Source organism: Intrasporangium oryzae NRRL B-24470, assembly GCF_000576595.1.
Taxonomy (GTDB): domain Bacteria; phylum Actinomycetota; class Actinomycetes; order Actinomycetales; family Dermatophilaceae; genus Intrasporangium_C; species Intrasporangium_C oryzae.
On record NZ_AWSA01000040.1, the window covers coordinates 1 to 22,065 of the forward strand.

19 protein-coding genes and 1 pseudogene are annotated in these 22,065 nt (G+C 72.0%); 6 read left to right on the top strand and 14 right to left on the bottom strand.

What is annotated here, in order from left to right; genetic code table 11:
- The 4 genes and pseudogenes from N865_RS23340 to N865_RS16100 all read left to right on the top strand — a co-directional run.
- Positions 1 to 204 (top strand): annotated as a pseudogene (locus tag N865_RS23340) (DEAD/DEAH box helicase); the annotation flags it as partial.
- Positions 205 to 448: 244 nt separating this feature from the next.
- Positions 449 to 709, top strand: a complete 261-nt coding sequence (locus N865_RS16090; RefSeq protein WP_034808121.1) for a hypothetical protein — start codon at positions 449 to 451, stop codon at positions 707 to 709.
- 36 nt (positions 710 to 745) lie between these two features.
- Positions 746 to 2,566 carry a glutamine--fructose-6-phosphate transaminase (isomerizing) gene (gene glmS / locus N865_RS16095; RefSeq protein ID WP_034808122.1) on the top strand — a complete coding sequence of 607 codons (1,821 nt, stop codon included), beginning with the start codon at positions 746 to 748 and terminating at the stop codon, positions 2,564 to 2,566.
- Between the two features lie 10 nt (positions 2,567 to 2,576).
- Complete coding sequence (locus N865_RS16100) at positions 2,577 to 3,137, top strand: pyridoxamine 5'-phosphate oxidase family protein (protein ID WP_034808125.1); 561 nt, start codon at positions 2,577 to 2,579, stop codon at positions 3,135 to 3,137.
- A 103-nt stretch (positions 3,138 to 3,240) separates the two neighbouring features.
- Here N865_RS16100 and N865_RS16105 read toward each other — a convergent pair whose 3' ends face one another.
- From N865_RS16105 to N865_RS16145, 9 genes are all read right to left on the bottom strand, one after another.
- A complete protein-coding gene (locus N865_RS16105; RefSeq protein ID WP_034808128.1) occupies positions 3,241 to 4,290 on the bottom strand; it encodes an NAD(P)-dependent alcohol dehydrogenase in 1,050 nt (349 codons plus the stop codon).
- Positions 4,291 to 4,442: 152 nt separating this feature from the next.
- Positions 4,443 to 5,225: a ParA family protein gene (locus tag N865_RS16110; RefSeq protein ID WP_034808131.1), complete on the bottom strand. Its 783-nt coding sequence runs from the start codon at positions 5,223 to 5,225 to the stop codon at positions 4,443 to 4,445.
- Between the two features lie 26 nt (positions 5,226 to 5,251).
- Entirely contained in the window at positions 5,252 to 5,887 is a 636-nt protein-coding gene (locus N865_RS16115; protein ID WP_034808134.1) for a maleylpyruvate isomerase N-terminal domain-containing protein, read from the bottom strand.
- A gap of 127 nt (positions 5,888 to 6,014) precedes the next feature.
- Positions 6,015 to 6,935, bottom strand: coding sequence for a RecB family exonuclease (locus tag N865_RS16120; protein ID WP_245603801.1), 921 nt, complete (start codon positions 6,933 to 6,935; stop codon positions 6,015 to 6,017).
- A gap of 10 nt (positions 6,936 to 6,945) precedes the next feature.
- The gene (locus N865_RS16125; RefSeq protein ID WP_034808136.1) at positions 6,946 to 7,560 is read right to left on the bottom strand and encodes a MarC family protein; all 615 of its coding nucleotides are present in this window, start codon (positions 7,558 to 7,560) and stop codon (positions 6,946 to 6,948) included.
- Positions 7,557 to 8,423 carry a PHP domain-containing protein gene (locus N865_RS16130; protein ID WP_084328300.1) on the bottom strand — a complete coding sequence of 289 codons (867 nt, stop codon included), beginning with the start codon at positions 8,421 to 8,423 and terminating at the stop codon, positions 7,557 to 7,559. The genes N865_RS16125 and N865_RS16130 overlap by 4 nt, the downstream gene beginning before the upstream one ends.
- Before the next feature lie 53 nt (positions 8,424 to 8,476).
- Complete coding sequence (locus N865_RS16135) at positions 8,477 to 9,478, bottom strand: type IV toxin-antitoxin system AbiEi family antitoxin domain-containing protein (RefSeq protein ID WP_051510753.1); 1,002 nt, start codon at positions 9,476 to 9,478, stop codon at positions 8,477 to 8,479.
- A gap of 98 nt (positions 9,479 to 9,576) precedes the next feature.
- Positions 9,577 to 10,101, bottom strand: coding sequence for a MaoC family dehydratase (locus N865_RS16140; RefSeq protein ID WP_034808139.1), 525 nt, complete (start codon positions 10,099 to 10,101; stop codon positions 9,577 to 9,579).
- Positions 10,102 to 10,213: 112 nt separating this feature from the next.
- Entirely contained in the window at positions 10,214 to 11,755 is a 1,542-nt protein-coding gene (locus N865_RS16145) for a threonine/serine exporter family protein (RefSeq protein ID WP_245603802.1), read from the bottom strand.
- 154 nt (positions 11,756 to 11,909) lie between these two features.
- On the opposite strand from N865_RS16145, the gene N865_RS16150 reads away from it, so the two are divergent.
- Positions 11,910 to 13,436, top strand: coding sequence for an aminopeptidase P family protein (locus tag N865_RS16150; protein WP_034808142.1), 1,527 nt, complete (start codon positions 11,910 to 11,912; stop codon positions 13,434 to 13,436).
- Between the two features lie 167 nt (positions 13,437 to 13,603).
- Here the strand turns inward: N865_RS16150 and N865_RS16155 are convergent, their stop codons facing one another.
- The 3 genes from N865_RS16155 to N865_RS16165 form a co-directional block, all read right to left on the bottom strand.
- Positions 13,604 to 14,719, bottom strand: coding sequence for a hypothetical protein (locus N865_RS16155; RefSeq protein WP_034808145.1), 1,116 nt, complete (start codon positions 14,717 to 14,719; stop codon positions 13,604 to 13,606).
- A gap of 146 nt (positions 14,720 to 14,865) precedes the next feature.
- Positions 14,866 to 15,576: a general stress protein gene (locus tag N865_RS16160; protein ID WP_245603803.1), complete on the bottom strand. Its 711-nt coding sequence runs from the start codon at positions 15,574 to 15,576 to the stop codon at positions 14,866 to 14,868.
- A gap of 97 nt (positions 15,577 to 15,673) precedes the next feature.
- Positions 15,674 to 16,882 carry an acyl-CoA dehydrogenase family protein gene (locus N865_RS16165; RefSeq protein ID WP_034808147.1) on the bottom strand — a complete coding sequence of 403 codons (1,209 nt, stop codon included), beginning with the start codon at positions 16,880 to 16,882 and terminating at the stop codon, positions 15,674 to 15,676.
- A gap of 336 nt (positions 16,883 to 17,218) precedes the next feature.
- Between N865_RS16165 and N865_RS16170 the strand changes: the two genes are divergently transcribed.
- The gene (locus N865_RS16170; RefSeq protein WP_034808149.1) at positions 17,219 to 17,647 is read left to right on the top strand and encodes a hypothetical protein; all 429 of its coding nucleotides are present in this window, start codon (positions 17,219 to 17,221) and stop codon (positions 17,645 to 17,647) included.
- Positions 17,648 to 17,669: 22 nt separating this feature from the next.
- Here the strand turns inward: N865_RS16170 and N865_RS16175 are convergent, their stop codons facing one another.
- Positions 17,670 to 18,548 (bottom strand): caspase family protein, encoded by an 879-nt coding sequence (locus N865_RS16175; protein WP_034808151.1) that lies wholly within the window; start codon positions 18,546 to 18,548, stop codon positions 17,670 to 17,672.
- 109 nt (positions 18,549 to 18,657) lie between these two features.
- Entirely contained in the window at positions 18,658 to 21,891 is a 3,234-nt protein-coding gene (locus N865_RS16180) for a DUF7379 domain-containing protein (RefSeq protein ID WP_034808153.1), read from the bottom strand.
- Positions 21,892 to 22,065: the final 174 nt, after the last annotated feature.

Consider the following 22,065-nt stretch of genomic DNA (forward strand, 5'->3'; position numbering starts at 1 on the left):
CGTCGCGCCCGCAACCGCCGCCGCACGCGCGGTGGGGGCGCGGCCGCCGCCGGTGCCGCCGCGACCGACTCGACGACCACCTCGGACCTGAACGGGTCACCCGAGGGCGAGTCCTCCGATAGCGCCGGGCGTCCGCGTCGTCGGCGCCGCAGGGGCGGATCGGAGCGTGGCGAGTCCGCGACCGCCGCCGCGAGCGCCGAGTGAGCTGAGCTCCAACCAACGAGTGGCCACGTCCGTCCGGACGTGGCCACTCGTGTGTCACCACCCGAATGCCGGTGAGCCGGCCAGGAAACCGGCACGCCTCCGCAGCGCCGGGGAGCCTCGGCCGCGGGACGATGCGGCACGGACAGCGGGTCCTGGCCCAACGGCATACCCTCATCTGGCTGTGATCTGCCCGAATTCGGGCAGATCCTTGGCATTCGGGCGACTCATCGTCCACTCTGGGCGAGTGCTTGATCCGGAACTCGTCGCTCGCGTCGCAGGCTCGACCGGCCTCACGGAGCGGGAGGCCGCCAGGGTCATCGGGGACGTGCTCGCTCACTACGACGAGCCGCTCGAGGACTTCGTGCGGCGCCGCCATGCCAGCCTCCAGCTGCACGGCGCCCGCAACGACGAGATCTTCCGGACCATCCGCGGCGAGCTCGGCACCCGGCTCGTCGCCGCCCCGAACCTGACCGAGCGGCAGCTGCGCCGCATCATCTACGGCTGACATCGCCCTTCGCCCGGGCGGTACGAGAGGACCACCATGTGCGGAATCGTCGGATACGTCGGGCGCCAGCCCGCCGCCCCCATCCTCATCGAGGGGCTCACGCGCCTCGAGTACCGCGGCTACGACTCGGCTGGCATCAGCGTGCTCGGCCCGTCCGGCCAGACGGTCGTGCGCCGCGTCGGGCGCGTCCGCGAGCTCGAGGCCGCCCTGCCGAAGCGCCTGTCGGGCACGGTCGGCATCGGCCACACGCGCTGGGCCACCCACGGACCCGCGACGGAGGCCAACGCCCACCCTCACTCGAGCGAGGACGGGCGCGTTAGCGTCGTGCACAACGGGATCATCGACAACGCGAACGCCCTCCGCGAGCGCCTGACGCGCGAGGGGGTGACCTTCACCTCCGACACCGACACCGAGGTCCTCGCGCACCTCGTCGCCCGCTCGGCCGCCGACACCCTCGAGAAGCGGGTCCTCGACGCGCTCGAGCACGTCGTGGGCACGTATGCCGTCGCCGTCCTCGACGTGGAGGTGCCCGACCGCGTCGTCGTCGCCCGCAACGGCTCACCGCTCATCATCGGCGTCGGCGAGCGGGAGATGTTCGTCGCGTCGGACGTGTCGGCCCTGGTCCGGCACACCTCGTCGGTGATCCACCTCGAGGACGGCGAGCTCGCCTCGGTGACCGCTCGCGACTACCGGACCTTCACCCGCGAGAGCGACGACACGGGCCGGGTCCCGACCGAGATCGAGGTGTCCGAGGACGACGTCGAGATCGGCGGCCACGGGCACTACATGGCCAAGGAGATCGCCGAGCAGCCCGAGACCGTGGCCCGGATGCTCCGCGGGCGGCTCGACACCCGCTTCGGGACGGCCCGCCTCGACGGGCTCAACCTCTCGCCGCGCGAGCTGCGCGCCTTCAAGCGCGTCACGATCCTCGGCTGCGGTTCGGCCTACTACGTCGGCGAGCTCGGTGCGCTCATGATCGAGGAGCTGGCCCGCATCCCCGCTCACGCGGAGGCCGCGTCGGAGTTCCGCTACCGCAACCCCATCATCGAGCCGGACACGCTCTACGTCGCCGTGAGCCAGTCGGGAGAGACCGCCGACACCGCCTTCGCCGTGCGGGAGATCAAGCGCAAGGGCGGCCAGGTCGTCGGCCTCGTCAACGTCGTCGGCTCGACGATCGCCCGGGAGTGCGACGGCGGCATCTACCTCCATGCCGGCCCCGAGATCGCCGTCGCGTCGACGAAGGCCCTGACCCACATGGGCGTCGGCTTCGCCCTCCTCGCGCTCCTCCTCGGCCGCGTCCGGGACCTCTCGGTGGCCGACGGGCAGCGGATCCTCGCCGGCCTCGAACGGCTCCCGGCCGACATCGCAACGGTCCTCGCCGACGAGGAGCGGATCGCCACGCTGGCCACGGAGCTGTCCGCCGCCGAGAGCCTCTTCTTCATCGGGCGCGTCCGGGGCTTCCCCGTGGCTCGCGAGGGAGCCCAGAAGTTCAAGGAGATCTCCTACCGGCACGCCGAGGCCTACCAGACGAGCGAGCTCAAGCACGGCCCGCTCGCCCTCATCGAGGAGTCCCGCCCGACCGTCGCCGTCATCCCGGACGACGAGCTCACCGACCGCAACCGCGCCGCGGCCGAGCAGGTCGTCGCGCGGGGCGGCCGCGTCGTCGCGGTCACGCACCCGGGCGTCGACCTGGGCGGCCTCGACGACCGGCGGATCGACGTGCCCCGCAACGAGATCGAGCTCGACCCGATCCTGCTCATGATCCCGATGCAGCTCCTCGCGTATCACGCTGCGGGCGCCCTCGGGCTCGACATCGACAAGCCCCGTAACCTGGCCAAGTCGGTCACCGTCGAGTGAGGGGTCAGCAATGAAGGTTCACGAGGCCATCGACGGACGGCTGCGCACGTTCATCGAGAAGCAGCACGTCTTCTTCGTCGCGACGGCCCCCCTCGCCGCCGACGGCCACGTCAACCTCTCTCCCAAGGGCCTGGGCGGCACGTTCGCGGTCCTCGACGAGCACACCGTGGCCTACCTCGACCTCACGGGGAGCGGCGCGGAGACCGTCGCCCACCTGCGGGAGAACGGCCGGGTCACCCTGCTGTTCTGCGCCTTCGAGGGGCCGCCCAACATCGTCCGGCTCCACGGCACCGGCCGCTACCTCACCCCGGCCGACACCGAGTTCGCCTCGCACGTGGGCCGGTTCGACAACCACCCCGGCATCCGGGGCATCGTCGTCGTCGACGTGGCGCGGGTCTCTGACTCGTGCGGGTATGCCGTGCCGCTCATGACCTACGAGGGTGACCGCGACCTGCTCACCTCGTGGGCCGACAACCGTGGCCCCGACGGCATCGCCACCTACCAGCGCACGCGCAACGCCAGCTCGATCGACGGGCTCCCCGCGCTCGAGGTCGGCGCGCCCCGGGACTGAGCCCGGCGGCATACGACGCGGTGAAGGCAGGGCGCGCGTCGAAGCGCCCGCGCACCGGCCGACGTCACGACGTCGGCCGGTGCGGATCCGAGCGGGGTCGGCCTCAGCCGGCGGCGATCGTCGAGGTGTCGATGACGAACCGGTAGCGCACATCCCCGGCGACGACCCGGTCGTACGCCGCGTCGACCTCGTCGGCCGAGATCGTCTCGACCGTCGCACCGATGCCGTGCTCGGCGCAGAAGTCGAGCATCTCCTGGGTCGCGGGGATGCCGCCGATGGTGGAGCCGGCGACGACGCGGCTGCCGCCGACGACGGCCCCCGGCGAGAACTCGTAGCGTCCCGTCGGGAGGCCGACGTTGGCCATCACCCCGAGCGGCCTGAGCGTGGCGATGTAGGCCTGCATCGGCAGGTCGGCGCTCACGGTGTTGATGATGAGGTCGAAGCTGCTCCGCAGGCCACGCAGGACGGCGGGGTCCGCGGTCGCGTGGTAGCTCGTCGCGCCGAGGGCGAGGGCGTCCTCCCTCTTGGCTTCGCTGCGGCTGAGGACGCTGACCTCGGCGCCCAGGGCCACCGCGAGCTTGACGGCCATGTGGCCGAGACCGCCGAGGCCGACGACCGCCACCTTCTTGCCCGGTCCGGCGCCCCACCGCTTGAGCGGCGACCAGACGGTGATGCCCGCGCAGAGGAGCGGCGCGGCGACGTCGAGCTCGATCCCGTCGGGGATGGCGACCGCGAAGCGCTCCGACACGACGACCTGCCGGGCGTAGCCGCCCTTCGTCGGGTCGCCGTCGTAGCCGCGGCCGTTGTACGTCATGACGGCGCCCTTGGTACAGAACTGCTCCTCGCCGTCCTTGCAGAACTCACACTCACCGCACGAGTCGACCATGCAGCCGACGCCGACGCGGTCCCCGACCTTGTACTTCGTCACCCCGTCGCCGACGGCCGACACGACGCCCGCGATCTCGTGCCCCGGCACCATGGGGAAGAGGGCCTGGCCCCACTCCTCGCGGACCTGGTGGATGTCGCTGTGGCAGATCCCGGCATACGCGATGTCGATGAGGACGTCGTCGTCGCGCAGGTCTCGGTGCTCGATGGTCTGGGCCTCGAAGGGTGCTCCGGCGCTCGGGGCGACGAGGGCTGGCGTGGCGATCATGGGGTCTCCTTCGTAGGGGAACGGGTCGGCGACGCTCTCAGGTCCTACACCGCTCGGCGCCCGTTCATTCCCGGACGCGGCGGCGCGACGCCCACCGTGCGGATGGGGTGCGGATGGGTGCGGATGGGGTGCGGACGCGTGCGCGTCACACCTCAGAGGCGGTCGAGCAGGAGCGTGGCGATCTCGCGGTAGGCCCGTGCGCCCTTGGACGAGCTCGCCGTCGACAGGACGGAGCGCCCGACAGCGGGCGCCTCCGCGAAGCGGACCGTCTTGGGGATCGGGGGCATGAGGACGGGCAGGTCGTAGCGCTCCCCCACGTCGGCGAGCACCTCGCGGGAGTGGTTGCTCCGCCCGTCGTAGAGCGTGGGGAGGATGCCCCAGACCTCGAGGTCCGGGTTGAGGATCCTCTGGACGTCGGCGACGGTGTCGAGCAGCTGGCCGACTCCGCGGTGGCTGAGCATCTCGCAGGGCATCGGGATGATGAGGCCGTCGGCCGCGGTGAGCGCGTTGAGCGTCAGCACGCCGAGGCTGGGTGAGCAGTCGAGCAGGACGACGTCGTATGCCGCCGCGCCGGCTTCGAGGGCCGAGCGCAGCACGTACTCGCGGCCCGGACGGACGAGGAGCAAGGCCTCGGCCCCCGCCAGGTCGATGGTCGAGGGCACGAGGTCGAGGTCCTCGTCGCAGCCGATGACGACGTCGCCGAGGTCGGTCCCGCCCGTCAGGACGTCATGGATCGACTTCTCGACCGTGTCGGGGTCGACGCCGAGCGAGAAGGTGAGGCAGGCCTGCGGGTCGAGGTCGACGAGCAGGACCCGTCGGCCCTGCTCGGCGAAGGCGGCGCCGAGACTCGCGACGGTCGTGGTCTTGGCCACGCCCCCCTTCTGGTTGGCGAGGGCGATGATCGTCGGGTCGCTCGTGCTCTTCCGGCGCGCCATGCCGCCAGTCTGTCAGGTCGAGCCGATCAGAACGCCGTGATCGAGCGAGGCGCCCGCTCTGCCCGGGTCAGGGCCGACACGACAGCCCCCTGGCCGTGCCGGACCACCGCGAGCCGGGTGAGCAGGCCGAGCACCGGGTCGAGCACCTCCCGGGGCAGTCGGGGCGCCTCGAAGCCGACGCTGGCGGCGACGTCCTCGCCGTGGACGACGATCTCCATCATCCGGCCGGTGAGGAAGTCGTCTCGGCGGAGCGCCCAGCCGGCCCACGGGATGAGCACCGCGCGGTCCTCCGGCTGCGCCCCGAGCGCCTCGGGCAGGGCGTCACGCGCGGCGACGACCCGCCCCAGGATCTCGTCGCGTCCGAGCCCGGCCCGTTCGTCGCCAACGGCACGGATCGACACGTTGACCTCGTCGTCGAGCCCGGCGGTGACCCACGCGGACCTCGCGTAGTGCTCCTCGAGCGGGATCGCCTCGGGCCACGGCTCGGCCCGCAGGAGGGTCAACGCCGTCTCGGGCTGACCCGCGAGGTGCGCGACGAGTCCCCCGACGGACCACTCCGCGAGGGCGCTCGGGCGGTCCCAGGCGGCCGCGACGTCGTCACGCCCGACGATGGCAATGACGTGGTCGGTCGCGGCCTCGAACGCCGGTCTCAGGTCGGTCATGGTCTGGGTCCTCTCAGTCGGTGTCGGTCCGAGCTCGCCATTCGTGCCCGAACACGCTGCTGGTCACCGAACGCGCCGGTGCACCACGGTGCTCGAGACCGAACGACTCGTTCGGTGTGGTGAGGGATCAGGAGGCATCCCGGGTCTCGTACGCGGTGGGTTCGAGGCCCTCCCAGTCGGACTTCTCGGGACCCATCGCCTGGCCCTCGGGGCAGTGCGCGCGGAAGTCGCACCACGTGCACAGCGAGGACGGGCGCGGCGCGAACCGGGTCGACTCGACGCCGACCTCGCTGAAGTCGGCATCGGCCCGGCGCAGGTCCGACGCGATCGACTCGGCCTCCGCCACCTTCCGCTCGAGCGACTCCGGCGTGTGCTCGTGCGCGGTCACGGTGCCGGTCGGCACGTGGTGGAGCTCGACCCGCACGCAGGGGCGGCGGAAGACGCGAGCGGTGGCAGCGGCATACAGCGCGAGGGGCAGGGAGGTGCGGGCGTCGTCGTCGGTCGGGACGGCCCGACCGGTCTTGTAGTCGACGACGACGAGCTCGCCGTCACGGTCGTCGAGGCGGTCGATGCGCCCCGAGACCGCCATGGTCGAGGTCTTGAGCGAGACGCTGCGCTCGAGCCCGACCGGTTGGCGGTCGCGATCGGTCCGGCGGAGGTAGTCGGTGACCGCCTCGCGCACGCGCATCCGCCAGGCGGCGGACTGCTCGGGGTCGCGGAAGCCGACGTCGATCCACGACGTCCGGACGAGCTCGGCCACACCCGCCGGAGTGCGCTCCGAGGCGGGCAGGTCCCAGAAGTCGCGCAGCACGTTGTGGGTCACGATGCCGACGGACGTGTGGGCGCGCTGGGGTCGAGCCTGCGGTCGCGGCCGGTCGAGGTACTGCATGCGGTAGCGCCGTGGGCAGTCGAGCCAGGCGAGCAGGCGCGACGGCGACGCGACGTAGAGCGGTGTCGGCATGTCGGCGAAGGTCGCCTGCTCCGCACCCATCCGGGCCGACGCCCCGTGGACCACCTGCGAACCCGTCTCCGACGTCGCCCCTGTCACGGGGCCCACCCTAGGCGGTCCCGGTGACGAAGGCCTCGACGGAGTTGGCGATCATCTGCACGGCGATCGCCGACAGGAGCAGTCCGGCGATCCGGGTGAGGAGCATCGTCCCGCTCTCGCGCAGCACCGCCCGGACGCGGCTCGCGAAGCGCAGGGTGAGGAACACGAGGAGCATCGCGGCGAGCAGCGCCGCCGCGACCGCGACGTACTGCCCCGCCTCGTCGGCCCGCTGGACCGCGAGCATCGTCGCGACGATGGCACCCGGGCCGGCGAGGAGCGGGGTGCCGAGCGGCACGAGCGCGACGTTGACCCCGGCGTCGGCGAGCGAGTCGGACTCCTTGCCCGTCAGCAGCTCGAGGGCGATGAGGAGGAGCAGCAGGCCGCCCGCCCCCTGGAGCGCCGCGATGGAGATGTGGAGGTAGTCGAGGATGCTCTGGCCGAAGACGGCGAAGAGCGAGATGACGAAGAGCGCCACGAGCGAGGCCCGCCCCGCTGCGACGTTGCGCTGTGCCCGGGTCAGCGACCCCGTCAGGGCGAGGAAGATCGGGACGGCACCGGGCGGGTCGAGGATGACGATGAGCGTGATGAACGTCGAGACGAAGGCCGTCGTGTCGAAGGCGCTCACGGGCGCACCACGGCCGTGACCCCGCTCGACGCCGCCTCGATGGCCTCGAGCACCTCGGGTGTCGTCGTGTTCTCGGCGAGCCGGTTGCGCTTGCCCGTCCCGTGGTAGTCGCTCGACCCCGTGAGGAGCAGGTCGAGGCGCTCGGCGAGGGCCTGCGCCCGGGCGACCTCCTCGGGCCCGTGGTCGCGGTGGTAGGCCTCGAGCCCGGCCAGCCCGGCGGCCGCCAGCTCCACGACGAGCTCGTCGGAGACCCCTTCGCCGCGCGTGCGGGTGAAGGGGTGGGCGAGGACGGGCACCCCGCCCGCGCCCCGGACGAGCTCGACCGCCCGGGCGGGGTCCGGCGAGTAGTGGTGGACGTAGTACGGCGACTCGTCGGTGAGCCAGCTCTCGAAGGCTTGGTCGCGGTGGGTGATCGTGCCGTTGGCGATGAGCGCGTCGGCGATGTGCGGGCGTCCCGGCGTCGCCCCTGGCGCGACCTGGGCGAGCACCTCGTCGTACGTGATCGGTATGCCGTCCGCGGCCATGAGCTCGACCATGCGGGCGAGGCGCGTGGCCCGGGAGTCACGCGCCTTGGCCAGCTCTCTCATCAGCGCCGGGTCCTCGGGGTCGGTGAGGTAGGCGAGGAGGTGGACGGACTGGTTCTCGAACGTGCACGAGACCTCGATGCCGCGAACCAGCGTGAGGCCGAGCCGCCGTGCCGCGTCGGTGGCCTCGTCCCAACCGCCGACGGTGTCGTGGTCGGTGATGGCGAGCACGTCGATCCCGGCCGCCCGGGCGGCCCCGACGAGCTCGGACGGTGACTCGGTGCCGTCGCTGACGGACGAGTGGGCATGCAGGTCGATGACCGGCGTGGGGGAAGGCACGCGCCAACTCTAGGGCGTGCCCCGGCAGGCCCCCGCGACACACCGAGCAGCGGTCAGGCTCGACGGGTGTACCCGTCGACGTTGGCCGCTGCTCGGTGTGTCGCGGCCGGGGTCGGTGCCTGGGCGGCGGCCTGCCGGATCCGTGCCCCGATCAGTCCGGGCCGCTCCAGCTCGCCCCAGATGACCCGCTCGACGGCCTGCCCAAGTCGCCGGATCCGGTCCTCACGCTGCTTCTCCGCCCACAGGACCTGACCCGGATCGAGCGGAGTCTGGCCGGCCCGCTCCGCGTCGTCGGGCACGCGCTCGTACTTGACGCGCCCGTCGAACTCGACGACCACGCCCTGGACGAGGAAGTCGACCCGGGCGACGAAGAACCCGTACCGGTCGCGGATGACGACCTGGGTCTCGTAGGCGAGCCCGAGGTCGTCGAGGACGAGCCTGGTCCGCGACTCCCCCACCGACTCGCTCGACTCGTCCATGTGCAGCACGGCCTCGAGCGCCCGCCCCCTCCCTTCGTGGGGCGTCACCATCGCGACCTCGTCGATGAGCTGGGCGCGTGTCACGAGACCGCGGTGCAGGGCCGCGTCTCCGGCGACGACAGCGCAGTCGCGACCCATCGTCAGCGCGGTCCGGACGACGGCCCGGGACACGGACACCACCTCGACGCCGTCGACGACACAGCGGTCCTCGTTGCGCGACGGATGCACCCAGAGTCCCGACCGGCGCACCCCCTGTCTCACGCCGCTGACGAGGTCGATCCGGCCGGGGTCATGACCCCACAGGGGGAGCCCGTGGACAGCCAGCGCCGCGTGGTGGCTGAGGGCGTCGCCCGGTCGACTCCGCGCCACGGCAAGGGCGCTCAGGCGGAAGCGACGCCAGGGGTCGGCATCGGCCCACCGCGAACCCACGACGTAGGCCCCCCGTCGCACCCTGACGAGGTCGCCGGCGCGGAGTGCGGCGCGCAGATCGGCGTCGGTCAGTCCTCGCGCATGGGCCTCGCGCGCCGCGAGGACGCCCTGCTGCTCGCCCGCCAGGGCCTGAAGTCGTGGGTCCATGGGAGGAGACTCAGCGGCATACGGCCAGGAGGGGAGGGCGCGCGCGGCTCCTGTGGATGAGACGCGCCGCACCGAGCCAGGTGTGGACGAGGCGACCGTCAGGCGCCAGGCCAGTTCCGGTCGGGGCGCGGCACCGGGCGCCCGGGCTGCTCGCCGCCCCGGGCGTCGAGGTAGCTCTGCTTGGGGACCATGACCTTGCGGCGGAAGATGCACACGACGGTGCCGTCCTGCTTGTAGCCGATCGTCTCGACGTGGACGACGCCGCGGTCGTCCTTCGAGGTCGACTCCCACTTGTCGAGGACCGTCGTCTCGCCGTAGATCGTGTCGCCGTGGAAGGTCGGCGCGACGTGGCGCAGCGACTCGATCTCGAGGTTGGCGATCGCCTTGCCCGAGACGTCGGGCACCGACATGCCGAGCAGGAGCGAGTAGACGTAGTTGCCGACAACGACGTTCTGCCCGAACTGCGTCGTCTCCGTCGCGTAGTTGACGTCGAGGTGCAGGGGGTGGTGGTTCATCGTCAGGAGGCAGAAGAGGTGGTCGTCGTACTCCGTCACCGTCTTGCCGGGCCAGTGCTTGTACACCGCACCGACCTCGAACTCCTCGTAGCTGCGACCGAACTGCATGCCCACTCCTCCTCGAGACCGAGCCCCGCGACACCGAACGGGCCCAGCCTGCCGGAGCGAACGGCAGACGGACAGGGCGTATGCCGTGGGCTACCTCACGCTGCGACGTGCCTCACGCGTCGCGCGAGCCCTCCCCCGTGCCGGCCCGTGCCCCGCCGGTGTCGGAGAGGACCGGCGCCGTGCTCGCGCCGGTGGGCGCCGGGTCGGTCGGCAGCGTGGCGCCGGTCGCGAGGCGGGGTCGGACCCCCTGGCGCTTGCCGACGAGCAGGCCGGCGAGGTAGTTGCCGAGCGAGACGCCGGCAGCGAGCCCGAGGCCGAGGCCGAAGGCCTGGGTGAGCGTGGCGATGCCGGTGGAGAACCCGGCCCCCGACGGCTGCGTGACGATCTCGGAGATCCCCTGGTAGGCCATCCGTCCCGGCAGGAGCGGGACGATCGCCGCGGTCGTCACGGCGAGCGACGAGAAGGCGAGCCGACGCGCCACGAGGCGCGACGCGAAGCCGATGAAGAGCGCCGCCGTGGCAGATGCGGCGATGGAACCGAGCTCGCCCCGCTCCGCGACGGCGAGGACGACCCACCCGAGGCCGCCCGCGACCCCGGCGATCGCGACGGCACGCCCCGTCGCGTAGGAGATCACGGCGAACGCGACCGAGATGACGACGGCGCAGACGACCTGGATGAGGACGTTGTCGCTGAGGAGGGTGTAGGGGCTGATCGCGATCGGGTAGCCGAGCCGCTGCCCGACCGCGAGCACGACCGAGATGCCGACGGCGATGCCGAGCGAGAGGACGACGACCTCGAAGGCCCGCGCTCCGGCCGTGACGTAGTACCCCTCGAGGGCGTCCTCACCGGCACCCACGATCGAGAGCCCGGACAGGAGCAGGACGATGCCGGAGGCGACGACGAGCGACGGCGAGACGTCGCCGAAGAAGGTGACACCGGCCGACTGCGCGACGACGACGAGCGTGGCGACGATCGTCGGGATGGCCGAGCCGACGCACTGGGCGAAGAACGAGGCGATGCCCGCCCCGGTGAGCCAGGCGAGGATGCGCTCGACGACGGCGGCCGTGACGAAGCTGAGCAGGATGATGAAGGGTCCGGCCCCGACGAGCCCGGCCGCGGCGGCCGCGAGCGCGCCGCCGGCGACGGTGACGAGCCAGCGGCGGTACGGGTGCGGAGCCGTGACGACCGCGTCGAAACGCACCCGTGCCTCTGCCACGTCGACCGGGTCCCGCGACAGGTCGATGATGAGGGCGCGGAGCCGCTCGAGGCGCGTGTAGTCCTGGACGCGGAAGCGGACGATCCGCATGACGGTCACCGGGTCGGCATCGGGTCCGCGGTGGTACGAGACGGTGACCGACGTGTAGGTCACGTCGACGTGGACCGAGGCGAGGCCGTACGCCTTCGTCAGGACGAGGACCGTCGCCGTGACGTCGGCCGCCGCGGCGCCGGTGGAGAGCATCGCGACGCCGGCCCGCATCGCGAGGTCGATGACGGCCTGGGCGGTCTTGCGCTCGACCCCGTCGGGCGCGGTCCAGAGGGGGATCTCGTCGGTCGGCGGCCCGTCGGGACGCATGACGCGCCGCGTGCTCGCGCGAAGCGACGGCCGCGCCATCCGGGAGCTGGTCGGCCGGGTCGGTCGGTCGGAGCGGGCCACAGAGGCACTGTATGCCGCTAGGCCCCTCCCAGCGCGGGCCACCTCCCACTGGCGTGGCCGCCGCCGACCCTCGCCGGCGCTCCTCCTTGCGGCCCGTGGCCGGCGGGAAAGCCGATGGGACCGGGCCGCCCCGCCATGACACCATAGGCGGGTGATGAGTAGCGAAGAGCAGAAGAAGTCGGAGAACCGCGCCCGTCCGACCACCGACGAGTTCCGGGCGTTCGTCGCGAGCGGGTGGGCCCCCCGAGGCACCGCGCCCACGCCCCGCGCCGCCGTCGCCGACTTCGCCGCGGCCCGACGTGCCGCCGTCAGCGCGGCCTTCCCCGGCGAGCGCCTCGTCGTTCCGGCCGGTGGCCTCAAGGTCCGCAGCAACGACACCGACTACGTCTTCCGTCCGCACAGCGCCTTCGCCCACCTGACCGGCCTCGGCAGCGACCGCGAGCCCGACGCCGTCCTCGTTCTCGAGCCGGTCGAGCCGGTCGCCGAGGGCCACGAGCCCGTCCTCTACTTCCGGCCCCTGGCCGGACGCGACACCGACGAGTTCTTCGGCGACTCGCGCTACGGCGAGTTCTGGGTCGGGGCGCGTCCCACGATCGAGGACGTCGAGTCCGAGCTCGGCATCTCGGCGCGCCACGTCGACGAGTTCGCCGATGCGATCGCGAAGGACCTCGGGACCGTCTCGGTGCGTGTGGTCCGCGATGCCGACGTCGACGTGACGGCCCGGGTGGACGCCGCCCGCGCGGCCGCGGGCCAGCAGGGTGACGAGCAGGCCGACGAGCGGGCCGCGGCCGCGCACGCTGCCGACGACGAGCTCGCGGCGTTCCTCTCCCACCTGCGGATGGTCAAGGACGAGTGGGAGGTCGAGCAGATGCGCTCGGCCGTCGAGGGCACCCACCGGGGCTTCGAGGCCGTCATCGCGGACCTGCCCGAGGCGGTCCGCCGCGGTCGTGGCGAGCGCTGGGTCGAGGGCGTCTTCGGCCTCCACGCCCGCCACCACGGCAACGGTGTGGGCTACGACTCGATCTGTGCGAGCGGCGACCACGCCAACACGCTGCACTGGATCAAGAACACCGGCGACATCCGCGACGGCGACCTGCTCCTGCTCGACGCGGGTGTCGAGGTCGACTCACTCTTCACCGCCGACATCACGCGCACCCTGCCGGTGAGCGGCACGTTCACGGACGCCCAGCGCCGGATCTACGACGCCGTCTACGCCGCCCAGGAGGCCGGGATCGCCGCGGCCAAGCCCGGCAACAGGTTCTCCGACATCCACGCCGCGGCGATCCGCGTCATCGCAGAGCACCTCCACGAGTGGGGCCTGCTGCCCGACGGCATTGACGTCGACGGCACTCTCGACGCCGAGCACGGCCAGTACCACCGCCGCTGGATGGTCCACGGCACGAGCCACCACCTCGGCATCGACGTCCACGACTGCGCCCTCGCGACGCGCGAGCAGTACTCCGACGCGGTCCTCGAGCCGGGCATGGTCCTGACCGTCGAGCCGGGTCTCTACTTCAAGGCCGACGACGAGCTCGTCCCGGCGGAGTTCCGCGGCAACGGCGTTCGCATCGAGGACGACATCCTCATCACGGCGGACGGCAACGAGAACCTCTCCGCCGCGATGCCGCGCAGCAGCGCCGACGTCGAGAAGTGGATCGCCGACATCTGGGCCCGCCGCTGACCTCCTGACCTCCTGACCTCCTGACCTCCCAGCCCGGCTGACGCCCCGGGGCCCCACGCACCCAGCCGGGTGAACGCGGTGTTCGTTCGCGAACTCAGCGGTATGCCGCTGAGTTCGGGAACGAACACCGCGTTCACGTGTCGGGGGCCGGGTCAGCCGGGGCCGGGTCAGCCGGAGACTGACGGGGCTGACGCGTTCGTGCTCGAAACCGAACCGTCCAGGTCGGGACCGGGGATCGGCGGGCTCGACTGCTCGACAAGGGCGACGAGGTCGTCGGCCTTGACCACCTCGAGGCCGCCGGCCAGGACCGCCGGGGTGCAGCGTGGGCTCACGGCGACCGAGACGGCCGGCCCGACGGCATACGTGAGCCGGAGCCGGAAGTCGTGCTCCGTCGAGCCCCCGTCGCCCTGGCACGCACCCGCGGTGGGTCGCGCCGGTAGCGACCGCAGGGCGGCGACGACCTCACGACTCTGCTCGGCGGTCAGGGTCGTCGGACGCTGGGAGCCGTCCTTCGCGGTCCGGCAGACCGTGACGAGGGGGTCGCCCTCGGGTGCGATCGACCGGTCGTCCCCGAGGCGCCCCCACGACCAGGCGGCGCACCCCGGCGCGGACGGCTCGCTCGTCGGATGCGGACCGAACCATCGCTCCAGCGCGACGCCCATGGGAGCGCGGGACAGGAAGTCGCCGTTCGTCGAGCTCGAACAGCTGTTGGGGTCGGCCTTGGCAGCGACCCACACGACGGCATCCTGGTAGCGAGCCCCGACGAGGTAGGCCGTCTCGTCGCCGGCCATCTGGGTGCAGGGGCGTGGCGACCCGTCGCCGCGGGGCGCCCAGGCGAGCAGGTCGACGACCTCCCGACGGTCGCCGGACGGCACGAGGGTGCGCGTCCCGAGCGCGAACGGTGGCGCGAGCGGTGTCGAGGCCATGAGCTTCATGACGGGGTAGCGGCAGACGACGAGCGACTCGGGGTCGCGGACGGGCAGGAGGCGGGCGTTGCCGTCGAGCCCCTGCGGGCGCTCCGGCACGGTCATCCCCTCTGCACTCGCGAGGGTGGCCGGGCAGTCGAGGCCGCCGTCGGCGGCGCGCGGCTGGTCGGTGAAGGGTCGGAGCGGGCCGGTGGTGGGCGCTGGAGGGGTGGTTGCGCCCGTTCTCGGCCCTCCGGGCGCTGTCGTCGTCCCGCAGGCCGACAGCACGACGACCACCACAGCCGCGACGACAGCGCTGACGCCCCAGCTGACGTCAGCCGCGACGGGCGACCGGGCCTCATGACCGCGACGAACCATGTCGACTCCTTCTCGACGACCCCCACACCGTGACGACACCGGAGCAGCCCGTGTCGTTGCACCGGCCCCGTCGACGAGGTGAAGGATGCCGCTCACCCGGCTCGGCGGCATACCGGCGTCGGCGCGAGGTGAGCCCTGGCGAGGCGTCAGCTCGGGTCGCGGTCGCCCCCGGGAGGAGCGGCCGCGTCCTCGGGACGAGCCGGGGACGTCGGCACGGTTGCCGGTGGCGCAGGCGCAGCCGGAGCCGACGATCCCGAGGGCGTCGACGGGGTCGACGCAGTGGGGGCCGGCGGCACCGGCGGCTGGGTCACCGGGCCCGGGTGCATCCCCGAGGTGTGGCCGGGCAGGCCGGTGGCGACGTCGATCCCCGCGTCGGCGAGGATCTGGCGGCCCTGCTGGGCGAACTTGTGCTCGACGAAGACCTCGTAGCGGGTCGCGACGACCTGGCTCACCGAGGAGAAGTCGCGGGCGCCCCGCGTGAAGGCGTACCCGACGAGCGACCAGACGAGGCCGAAGAGGGCACCGACGAGCGCCGTCGAGAGCAGGAGGCTCATCGCGTTGGCGGGCGGGTTGAACAGGGCGAAGATCAGGCCCACGAACAGACCGAGCCAGAGTCCCGAGAGGATGCCGCCGAGGGCGACGCGACCCCAGGTGAGGCGGGCCGTGACGCGCTCGAGCTGCTTGAGGTCGGTGCCGACGATGAGGCAGTTCTCGACCGGGAACCCGGTGTCGGACAGGGTGTCGACGGCCTTCTGCGCCTCTTCGTACTTCTCGAAGACGCCGAGGGAGAGCGGGTACTCGAGGGACAGGGTCGCGAAACCGGGACGCGCGCCGGGACCCTTCGGCTGCATGCTCATGCCGACATCCTCGCACTCGGGCCTTTGCCTGTCAGGGAAGCCACAGCGGGTCGTCAGGCAGCGACGCCCGCCGGCCCCGCACAGCGGCTCGGGCGACCTAGCCCTTCAGCTTGTAGTCCTCGACGAGACGGCGGCCGATGATCATCCGCTGGATGTCGGCCGTGCCCTCGCCGATGAGGAGCATCGGGGCCTCGCGGTAGAGCCGCTCGATCTCGTACTCCTTGGAGTACCCGTAGCCGCCGTGGATGCGGAAGCTGTCCTCGACGACCTGCGAGCAGTACTCGGACGCGAGGTACTTCGCCATGCCCGCCTCGAGGTCGTTGCGCTCGCCGGAGTCCTTCTTGCGGGCCGCCTTGACCATCATCTCGTGGGCGGCCTCGACCTTGACGGCCATGTCGGCGAGGCGGAAGAGCACGGCCTGGTGCTCGACGATCTTCTTCCCGAACGTCTCGCGCTGCTGGGCGTAGGAGATGCCGAGCTCGAAGGCGCGCCGGGCGACACCGCAGCCGCGCGCCGCGACGTTGACACGGCCGACCTCGACGCCGTCCATCATCTGGTAGAAGCCCTTGCCCGGCTCGCCGCCGAGGATCTGGGCGCTCGTCGTGCGGTGCCCGTCGAGAATGAGCTCGGTCGTGTCGACGCCCTTGTAGCCCATCTTGTCGATCTTGCCGGGCACCGTGACGCCCTGGGCGGTCTCGCCGAAGCCGGACTCCTTCTCGATGAGGAACGTCGTCATGTTGCGGTAGACGGAGTCGGCGCCCGTGTCGGTCTTGACGAGGACGGCGACGAGGTTGGCCGAGCCGCCGTTGGTCAGCCACATCTTCTGGCCGGTGATGCTCCACTCGCCGTCGTCGCCCTCGGACGTGCGGACGGCCTTCGTCTTGATGGCCGCCACGTCGGAGCCGCACCCCGGCTCGCTCATCGAGAAGGCACCGCGGATCTCGCCGGTGGCCATCCGCGGCAGGTAGCGCTGCTTCTGCTCCTCCGTCCCGTGCTGGAGAATGAGGTAGGCGACGATGAAGTGGGTGTTGATGATGCCGCTGACGCTCATCCAGCCGCGGGCGATCTCCTCGACGCAGAGCGCGTACGTGAGCAGGGACTCACCGAGGCCGCCGTACTCCTCGGGGATCATGAGGCCGAAGATCCCCATCTCCTTCATGCCGTCGACGATCGCCTGAGGGTACTCGTCGCGGTGCTCGAGCTCGGTGGCCACGGGAAGGATCTGCTCGTCGACGAACTCACGCACGAGCTTGACGAGCTCGCCCTGCTCCTCGGTGAGTCCGTCGGTCTGCTGCAGTCGGGACATGCTCGATCGCCACCTTGCGTCGTGGGCCCGTCAGGGCGGGGGTCGGCCTGTGGGCAGGCCGGGTCAACTGCGATCGAGTATGCCGTCGGGCCGGGTTCGCGGTCTGCGCCCCCGCGTGTGAGTCCCACCACCTGTGCGCTCGGTCACGGCTCGGGCCCGGTCGCGGCTCGGGGGTGAGGTACCGGGGTGCCGGGTCGGTGCGGGACCCGCTCGACCAGGCGCGAGGCCGGTGACGCCGCTACGGTCTGAGGGGGTACGTAGGGACAGCCCCGGGTCTGCGCGCACGGTGCGCGGTGACCGGCGTGGGTCGCACGAATGTTCTGTCGAGGGGGACGGATGGGAGTCAACACCGCTCATGTGAAGTGGTGGATGTCGGAGCACGAGTCGTTCGAGGTGGGCCCCGAGGTCTCGGCGGGGTTCGCGGCGCACCTGCAGACGCTCCCGTGGACACCGCACCGCGTGGACTGGGAGCAGGTCCCCCACGTGGAGCTGTCGACCAAGGTCGACTGGGAGGAGCAGGTGGGCGCCATCGCACGGCGCAGCCCGTTCGGACGGTTCAGCCATGTCCTGCTCATGTACAGCGGTACGGAGCCCGCTCTCGTGGGGCGGCGGGACGACGTCCTGCGTGACGTCGACCTGCTCTGCGCGGCCTCGCCGGGTCCCCGGTACTTCTGCGGTGCTGTCATCCGGGAGGGGGCTCTGCGTGCGCAGTTCCCGGCCTTCGGGGAGTTCGACGGCTTCTCGAAGGTCCTCTTCCGCACGTAGCCGCGGGGGCCCCCGCGGCCGGTCACCAGAGCTGGCCGAACGACACCTGCCTGGCCTTGGGCGGACCCTCGAGGGTCGATCGCTGGGCGAACCCGCCCTGCTTGAGGCTGGCTGTGACCGCCTTGAGGAGGTCGACGCGCGTCGCCGTCGGGTTGTCGGCGAGGGCCTTGAGGAAGAGGTAGGTGAATGCGCCGTTGGGCCGCTTGTCGAAGGTCGCGTCCGAGGCGGTCTGGTCCGGCTTGCAGGCCGCGAAGAGCACCGGCTTGGCGTTCGTCGTGCTGCGCCCCTTCGTCAGCTCGACGAGCGCCTTGCGGTCCACGGTCCGGGGCGGGTTGAGCGCGCGCAGCCCGCGCGCCTGGTCGAGCCCCTTCGGCGTGGGCGGCGGCAGGTAGCGGGGGCGGCGACCGAGGAGCATCGCCTGCTGGATCTCGTCGAGATCCTTCAGGCCGGTGCCGCTGTGGCACGTGTCGAGGAGGACCTCGAGCAGGACGCCGGCGGGGACGCGCGCGAAGAGGTCGTGCAGCTCATCGTCGATGATGACCGTGTCGCGGTCCCACTGGTCGCCCTTGCGCCGGATGTCGTGGCAGGCGAAGGCCTCGTCGAGCCCGTCCGGCTCGACGTCGCCGCCCGGCTCGTTGGGGACCTGGGTGCCGTGGCTCGAGAAGGTGAAGATCAGGTGGTCGCCGGCCTTCGCCCCGTCGACCATCCCGGTGAGGGCCGCCATCACGTTCTTCTTCGTCGCGTCGGCGTCGGTGAGCACCGTCGTCGTCCGCGCCGTGAAGCCGTGCTTCTTCAGGGCGGCCGCTATGTCGTTCGCGTCGTTGACGCAGCCGCTCAGCCAGCTGCTCATCGGCAGCGACTCGAACTCGTTGATCCCCACGCAGAGCGCCTTGCGCGCCATGGCCGTGTCCTCTCCTCGTGCTGTCGTGGTCCTTCTGTCGGTCCTTCTGTCGGTCCTTCGGTCGTTCTGTCGGACGCTGCGGGTCGCGTCCGCCCAGGTCGTATGCCGCTCACGTCCTCACGAGGACCGCGTCGGGTCGCGCGTAGACGACGAAGGCGAGCCAGGTCGGGTCGCCGGCCTCGCGCGCCGCCCTGCGGGCAGACGTGCTCGCTGCCGCCATCGTCCGGCCGGCGAGCAGCTCCTCGTAGAGGGTCTCGACGAAGACGCGCGCCGGCTGCTCGCGAACCGACCACAGGCAGGAGACGAAGGCCGCCGCGCCCGCGTCGAGGAACGCCTTGGCGAACCCGCCGACGGTGGTGCAGAGCTCTCCGGAGCGTCCGGTCTGGCACGCGTTGAGGACGACGAGCGGCCCGCCGTCACGCGAGTCCGTCCAGTCGACGTTCTCGCTCACGGCGGTCGCCGAGAGGTACTGGGGCTCGACGGTCCGGCCCCGCTTGCGGCCCTTGAGCAGGACCTTGGCATCGGCGATGTCGTCGGACCGCGCGGCCCCGTGCCCGGAGAAGTGGAGCACGTCGAAGCGGCCCGAGCGGAGGAGCTGCTCGACGCCCCGTGGCGTCGCGGTGACCGGCTTGGCCCCGAGACGGGCGACGAGGAACTCCTGCTCGGCCACGCCCTCCCGGTTGTCGAACATCGGGTCGGCGTAGACCGGGCAGATCGACCTGACCCGACCGGTGCGCACCCGAACCCGGCGTGGCGGGAAGCTGCCGAGCTGCCAGCGGACCAGACCACCCTGGGCGAGGAAGCGCGGCTTGGTCCCGCGCTTGCCCCGCGGCTGCTTGAGGTGGACGAGCTCCCACGGCACGTAGGGCTCGTCGGTGTAGACGATGAGGTCCGCGACCTTGTCACGGTGCGCCCAGAGGTAGGCCTGCATCGGCTCGGGGAAGAACTGGTCGAACAGCTGGGTCCCGATGTCCTGCAGGGCACTCAGGCGCTCGCCCTCGCCCATCCCCTCGTCGCGCAGGGTCGCCTCGACGGCCGCGACCCGGTCGCGGACGAAGCCGTCGCGGTCGAGGACCGGGGCCGAGGTGAAGGTCTCGGCAGGCTCTCCCCGGACGAGCCGCACCGCGTAGTGGTAGACGCGCTCGCCCCCGGGGAGCCGGCACTCGACGATGTCGAGGCAGGCGAGCCCATCGAGCTCGGGGGCGTCGATGCCGGTGTGGACGACCGCCTTGACGATGCCGCCGGGCCCGAGGAACGCCGTGGCGTCCGGCTCGAGCGCCGTGCCCTCGAGGGAGAGGTTGGCGATGGGGACCGCACCCTGGCGCACGACGACGAGGAGCGTCACCGGACCGGCGGCGATCGCGCGGACCGTGAAGCTGAGCTCGCTCGTCCAGTCGCCGCTCGGGAGCCCGAAGACCTTGGTGTCCGGGTCGGCGACCGTGGCGTTGGCCTTGCCGAACACCTGGACCGTGACCGGGCGTTCGGCGTCGAGGTGGACCTCCTGCTCGGCGTGGGACGTGCCGACGCTCGGGGTGAGTGCCGTGCGCGCGAGCCGCACCCGCAGCGTGAAGTCCTCCCCGGAGACGACGGCGGCCGGCATCTCGGCACCGAGCTGGGCCTCGATCAGCTCGTCCGGCCCCTCGGTCAGCTCGTCCGGCGCCGCGGGTGGCTCGGCCATCTCGAGGTCCCGCTCGGCCGACTCGCCGCCTCCCGCGCCCATCCCCAGCGGCAGCCACCCGGCGATCGCCTCGATGACCTTGAGCTGCCCGAAGTAGTTGGTGTGGTAGACGACCTCGTTGGCGCCCAGGGCGAGGCTGTCCTTGACGAACCCGCCTGCCGGCAGCCCGATCGCGGCCATCGACGCGGTGTCGACGACGAGGTCGTTCGCGTCCTCGAAGATCTGGTCCATGAACCCCTCCGCGAGCTGGGCGACCAGCTCCCGGGGGAACTCCTGTGGGCTGTGGTGGTCGTCGAAGAGCTCGACGTGGAAGTCGGACGAGACGACGAACCAGTCGGTCCCGGGCTTCGGCTGCCCGGGCTGATCCGCATTGATCCACGCGACGAACGCGCCGTCGGGCATCATCGCCTGCAGACCGGGAACGTCGTCGCTCTTCGCGGCATACGAGACGAGGTACTTGACGAAGGCACCGATGCCCTTGACCGTCGCACCGACCACGGCGCCCACCGGGGCGCCGCCCGGCAGGAGCGAGAGGACGCCCGCGCCCACCGCGGCGAGGTTGGTGTAGACGTCGACGAGGTCCGACCACCGCTTCGGGTCGGCCAGGTGGGTGCCGCCGTTGGTCGCGGCGACGAAGACGATGCGGTCCACCGTGCCGGGCCACGACGACGACGGCAGGACGTCCTCGGCGAACGCACGGGTGACGAGCCCGCCCCGGCTGTGCGTGATGATGTCGATGACGAGGTCGGAGCGCGGGTGGTGGGAGGCGAGCCGCTGGAGGAGGTCCTCGGCGTTGGCCTTGGGGTCGAGGGTCAGGGTCTTGTGGTCGAAGCCGATGACCGCGTCGTAGGCGGACACGAGCGTCTCGACGAAGCCCTCGGCTCCCGGGACCAGGGCGAGCGGCGCGAAGGCCCCCACGGTGGACGAGAAGGTCCCGTGCACGAAGAGCAGGAGGCGCACGGCCCGGTCGGTGGGCAGGTCGAGCTCGTCGAGTCGCTCGAAGGGCGTCCACGCCGTGACGTCGCTGCCGGTGATCCGTACGAGACCCGGCCGGACATGGGCCTCCATCGCCTGGGTCGCGCTCTTGAGCAGGGCGGAGGCGGCGAACCGGAAGACGATCGCCTGGGCCGTGCCGTGGACGAGGTCGCCGAGCAGGCCTCGCGTGCGCGGCGCCCCGGCCTCGACCTCGAGCCCCCTGACCCGAGCCCTGACCTGAGCCTTGGCCCGCTCCCCCGCCGGCCGCCGCGAGGGGCGGGCGGGCTGGACGTCGATCTCGAAGTGGGCCGTCCTCGGGCCGGGCTCGAGGTCCCGCGTCCGGTCGACCGGGTTGGCGGGCAGGTGCCACGAGTAGACGCCGTCGCGCTCGACGAGGACGACGGCGTCCTCGCCCGCTGCCACGTCGACGTCGAGCCGCACGTGACCGCGCCGGTTGGCGGGCGGCGCAGCGTCGAGGTCACGGGTCACCCGGGGCGCCAGCTCGACGCGGTCGACGACCTCGAGGTCGACGTCGGCGAGCGCCTCGAGGAGCACGGAGCGCCCGGTCGCCACCTCGGACCCCGGCTCGCCCGGGAGGGCCCGGTCGGCGTCGGCACCGACCCGCGAGGCGGAGTACGACGGTGGGGTCGTGACACGCAGCGCGCCCCCTGCGAAGGACGTCGACGGCATACGTGGCTCCCTCCCGACGAGGCGGACGCGGCCTGCTCCCCTCACGGTAGAGGCGCGTCGGTCGCCCTTGATACGGAATGGCCAAACCAGGACCGGACGGCCCGTGGGTCGGTCACGGCCGTAAATCGATTGCGCGGGCCGTCCGGCATGGGCCACCCTCGTCCAGACGCGGAG

Coding starts and splice junctions, on each gene's coding strand:
- glmS (WP_034808122.1), top strand. CDS start 746: ATGTGCGGAATCGTCGGATACGTCGGGCGCCAGCCCGCCGCCCCCATC.
- N865_RS16100 (WP_034808125.1), top strand. CDS start 2,577: ATGAAGGTTCACGAGGCCATCGACGGACGGCTGCGCACGTTCATCGAG.
- N865_RS16105 (WP_034808128.1), bottom strand. CDS start 4,290: ATGATCGCCACGCCAGCCCTCGTCGCCCCGAGCGCCGGAGCACCCTTC.
- N865_RS16110 (WP_034808131.1), bottom strand. CDS start 5,225: ATGGCGCGCCGGAAGAGCACGAGCGACCCGACGATCATCGCCCTCGCC.
- N865_RS16115 (WP_034808134.1), bottom strand. CDS start 5,887: ATGACCGACCTGAGACCGGCGTTCGAGGCCGCGACCGACCACGTCATT.
- N865_RS16135 (WP_051510753.1), bottom strand. CDS start 9,478: ATGGACCCACGACTTCAGGCCCTGGCGGGCGAGCAGCAGGGCGTCCTC.
- N865_RS16140 (WP_034808139.1), bottom strand. CDS start 10,101: ATGCAGTTCGGTCGCAGCTACGAGGAGTTCGAGGTCGGTGCGGTGTAC.
- N865_RS16150 (WP_034808142.1), top strand. CDS start 11,910: ATGAGTAGCGAAGAGCAGAAGAAGTCGGAGAACCGCGCCCGTCCGACC.
- N865_RS16155 (WP_034808145.1), bottom strand. CDS start 14,719: ATGGTTCGTCGCGGTCATGAGGCCCGGTCGCCCGTCGCGGCTGACGTC.
- N865_RS16160 (WP_245603803.1), bottom strand. CDS start 15,576: ATGAGCATGCAGCCGAAGGGTCCCGGCGCGCGTCCCGGTTTCGCGACC.
- N865_RS16165 (WP_034808147.1), bottom strand. CDS start 16,882: ATGTCCCGACTGCAGCAGACCGACGGACTCACCGAGGAGCAGGGCGAG.
- N865_RS16170 (WP_034808149.1), top strand. CDS start 17,219: ATGGGAGTCAACACCGCTCATGTGAAGTGGTGGATGTCGGAGCACGAG.
- N865_RS16175 (WP_034808151.1), bottom strand. CDS start 18,548: ATGGCGCGCAAGGCGCTCTGCGTGGGGATCAACGAGTTCGAGTCGCTG.
- N865_RS16180 (WP_034808153.1), bottom strand. CDS start 21,891: ATGCCGTCGACGTCCTTCGCAGGGGGCGCGCTGCGTGTCACGACCCCA.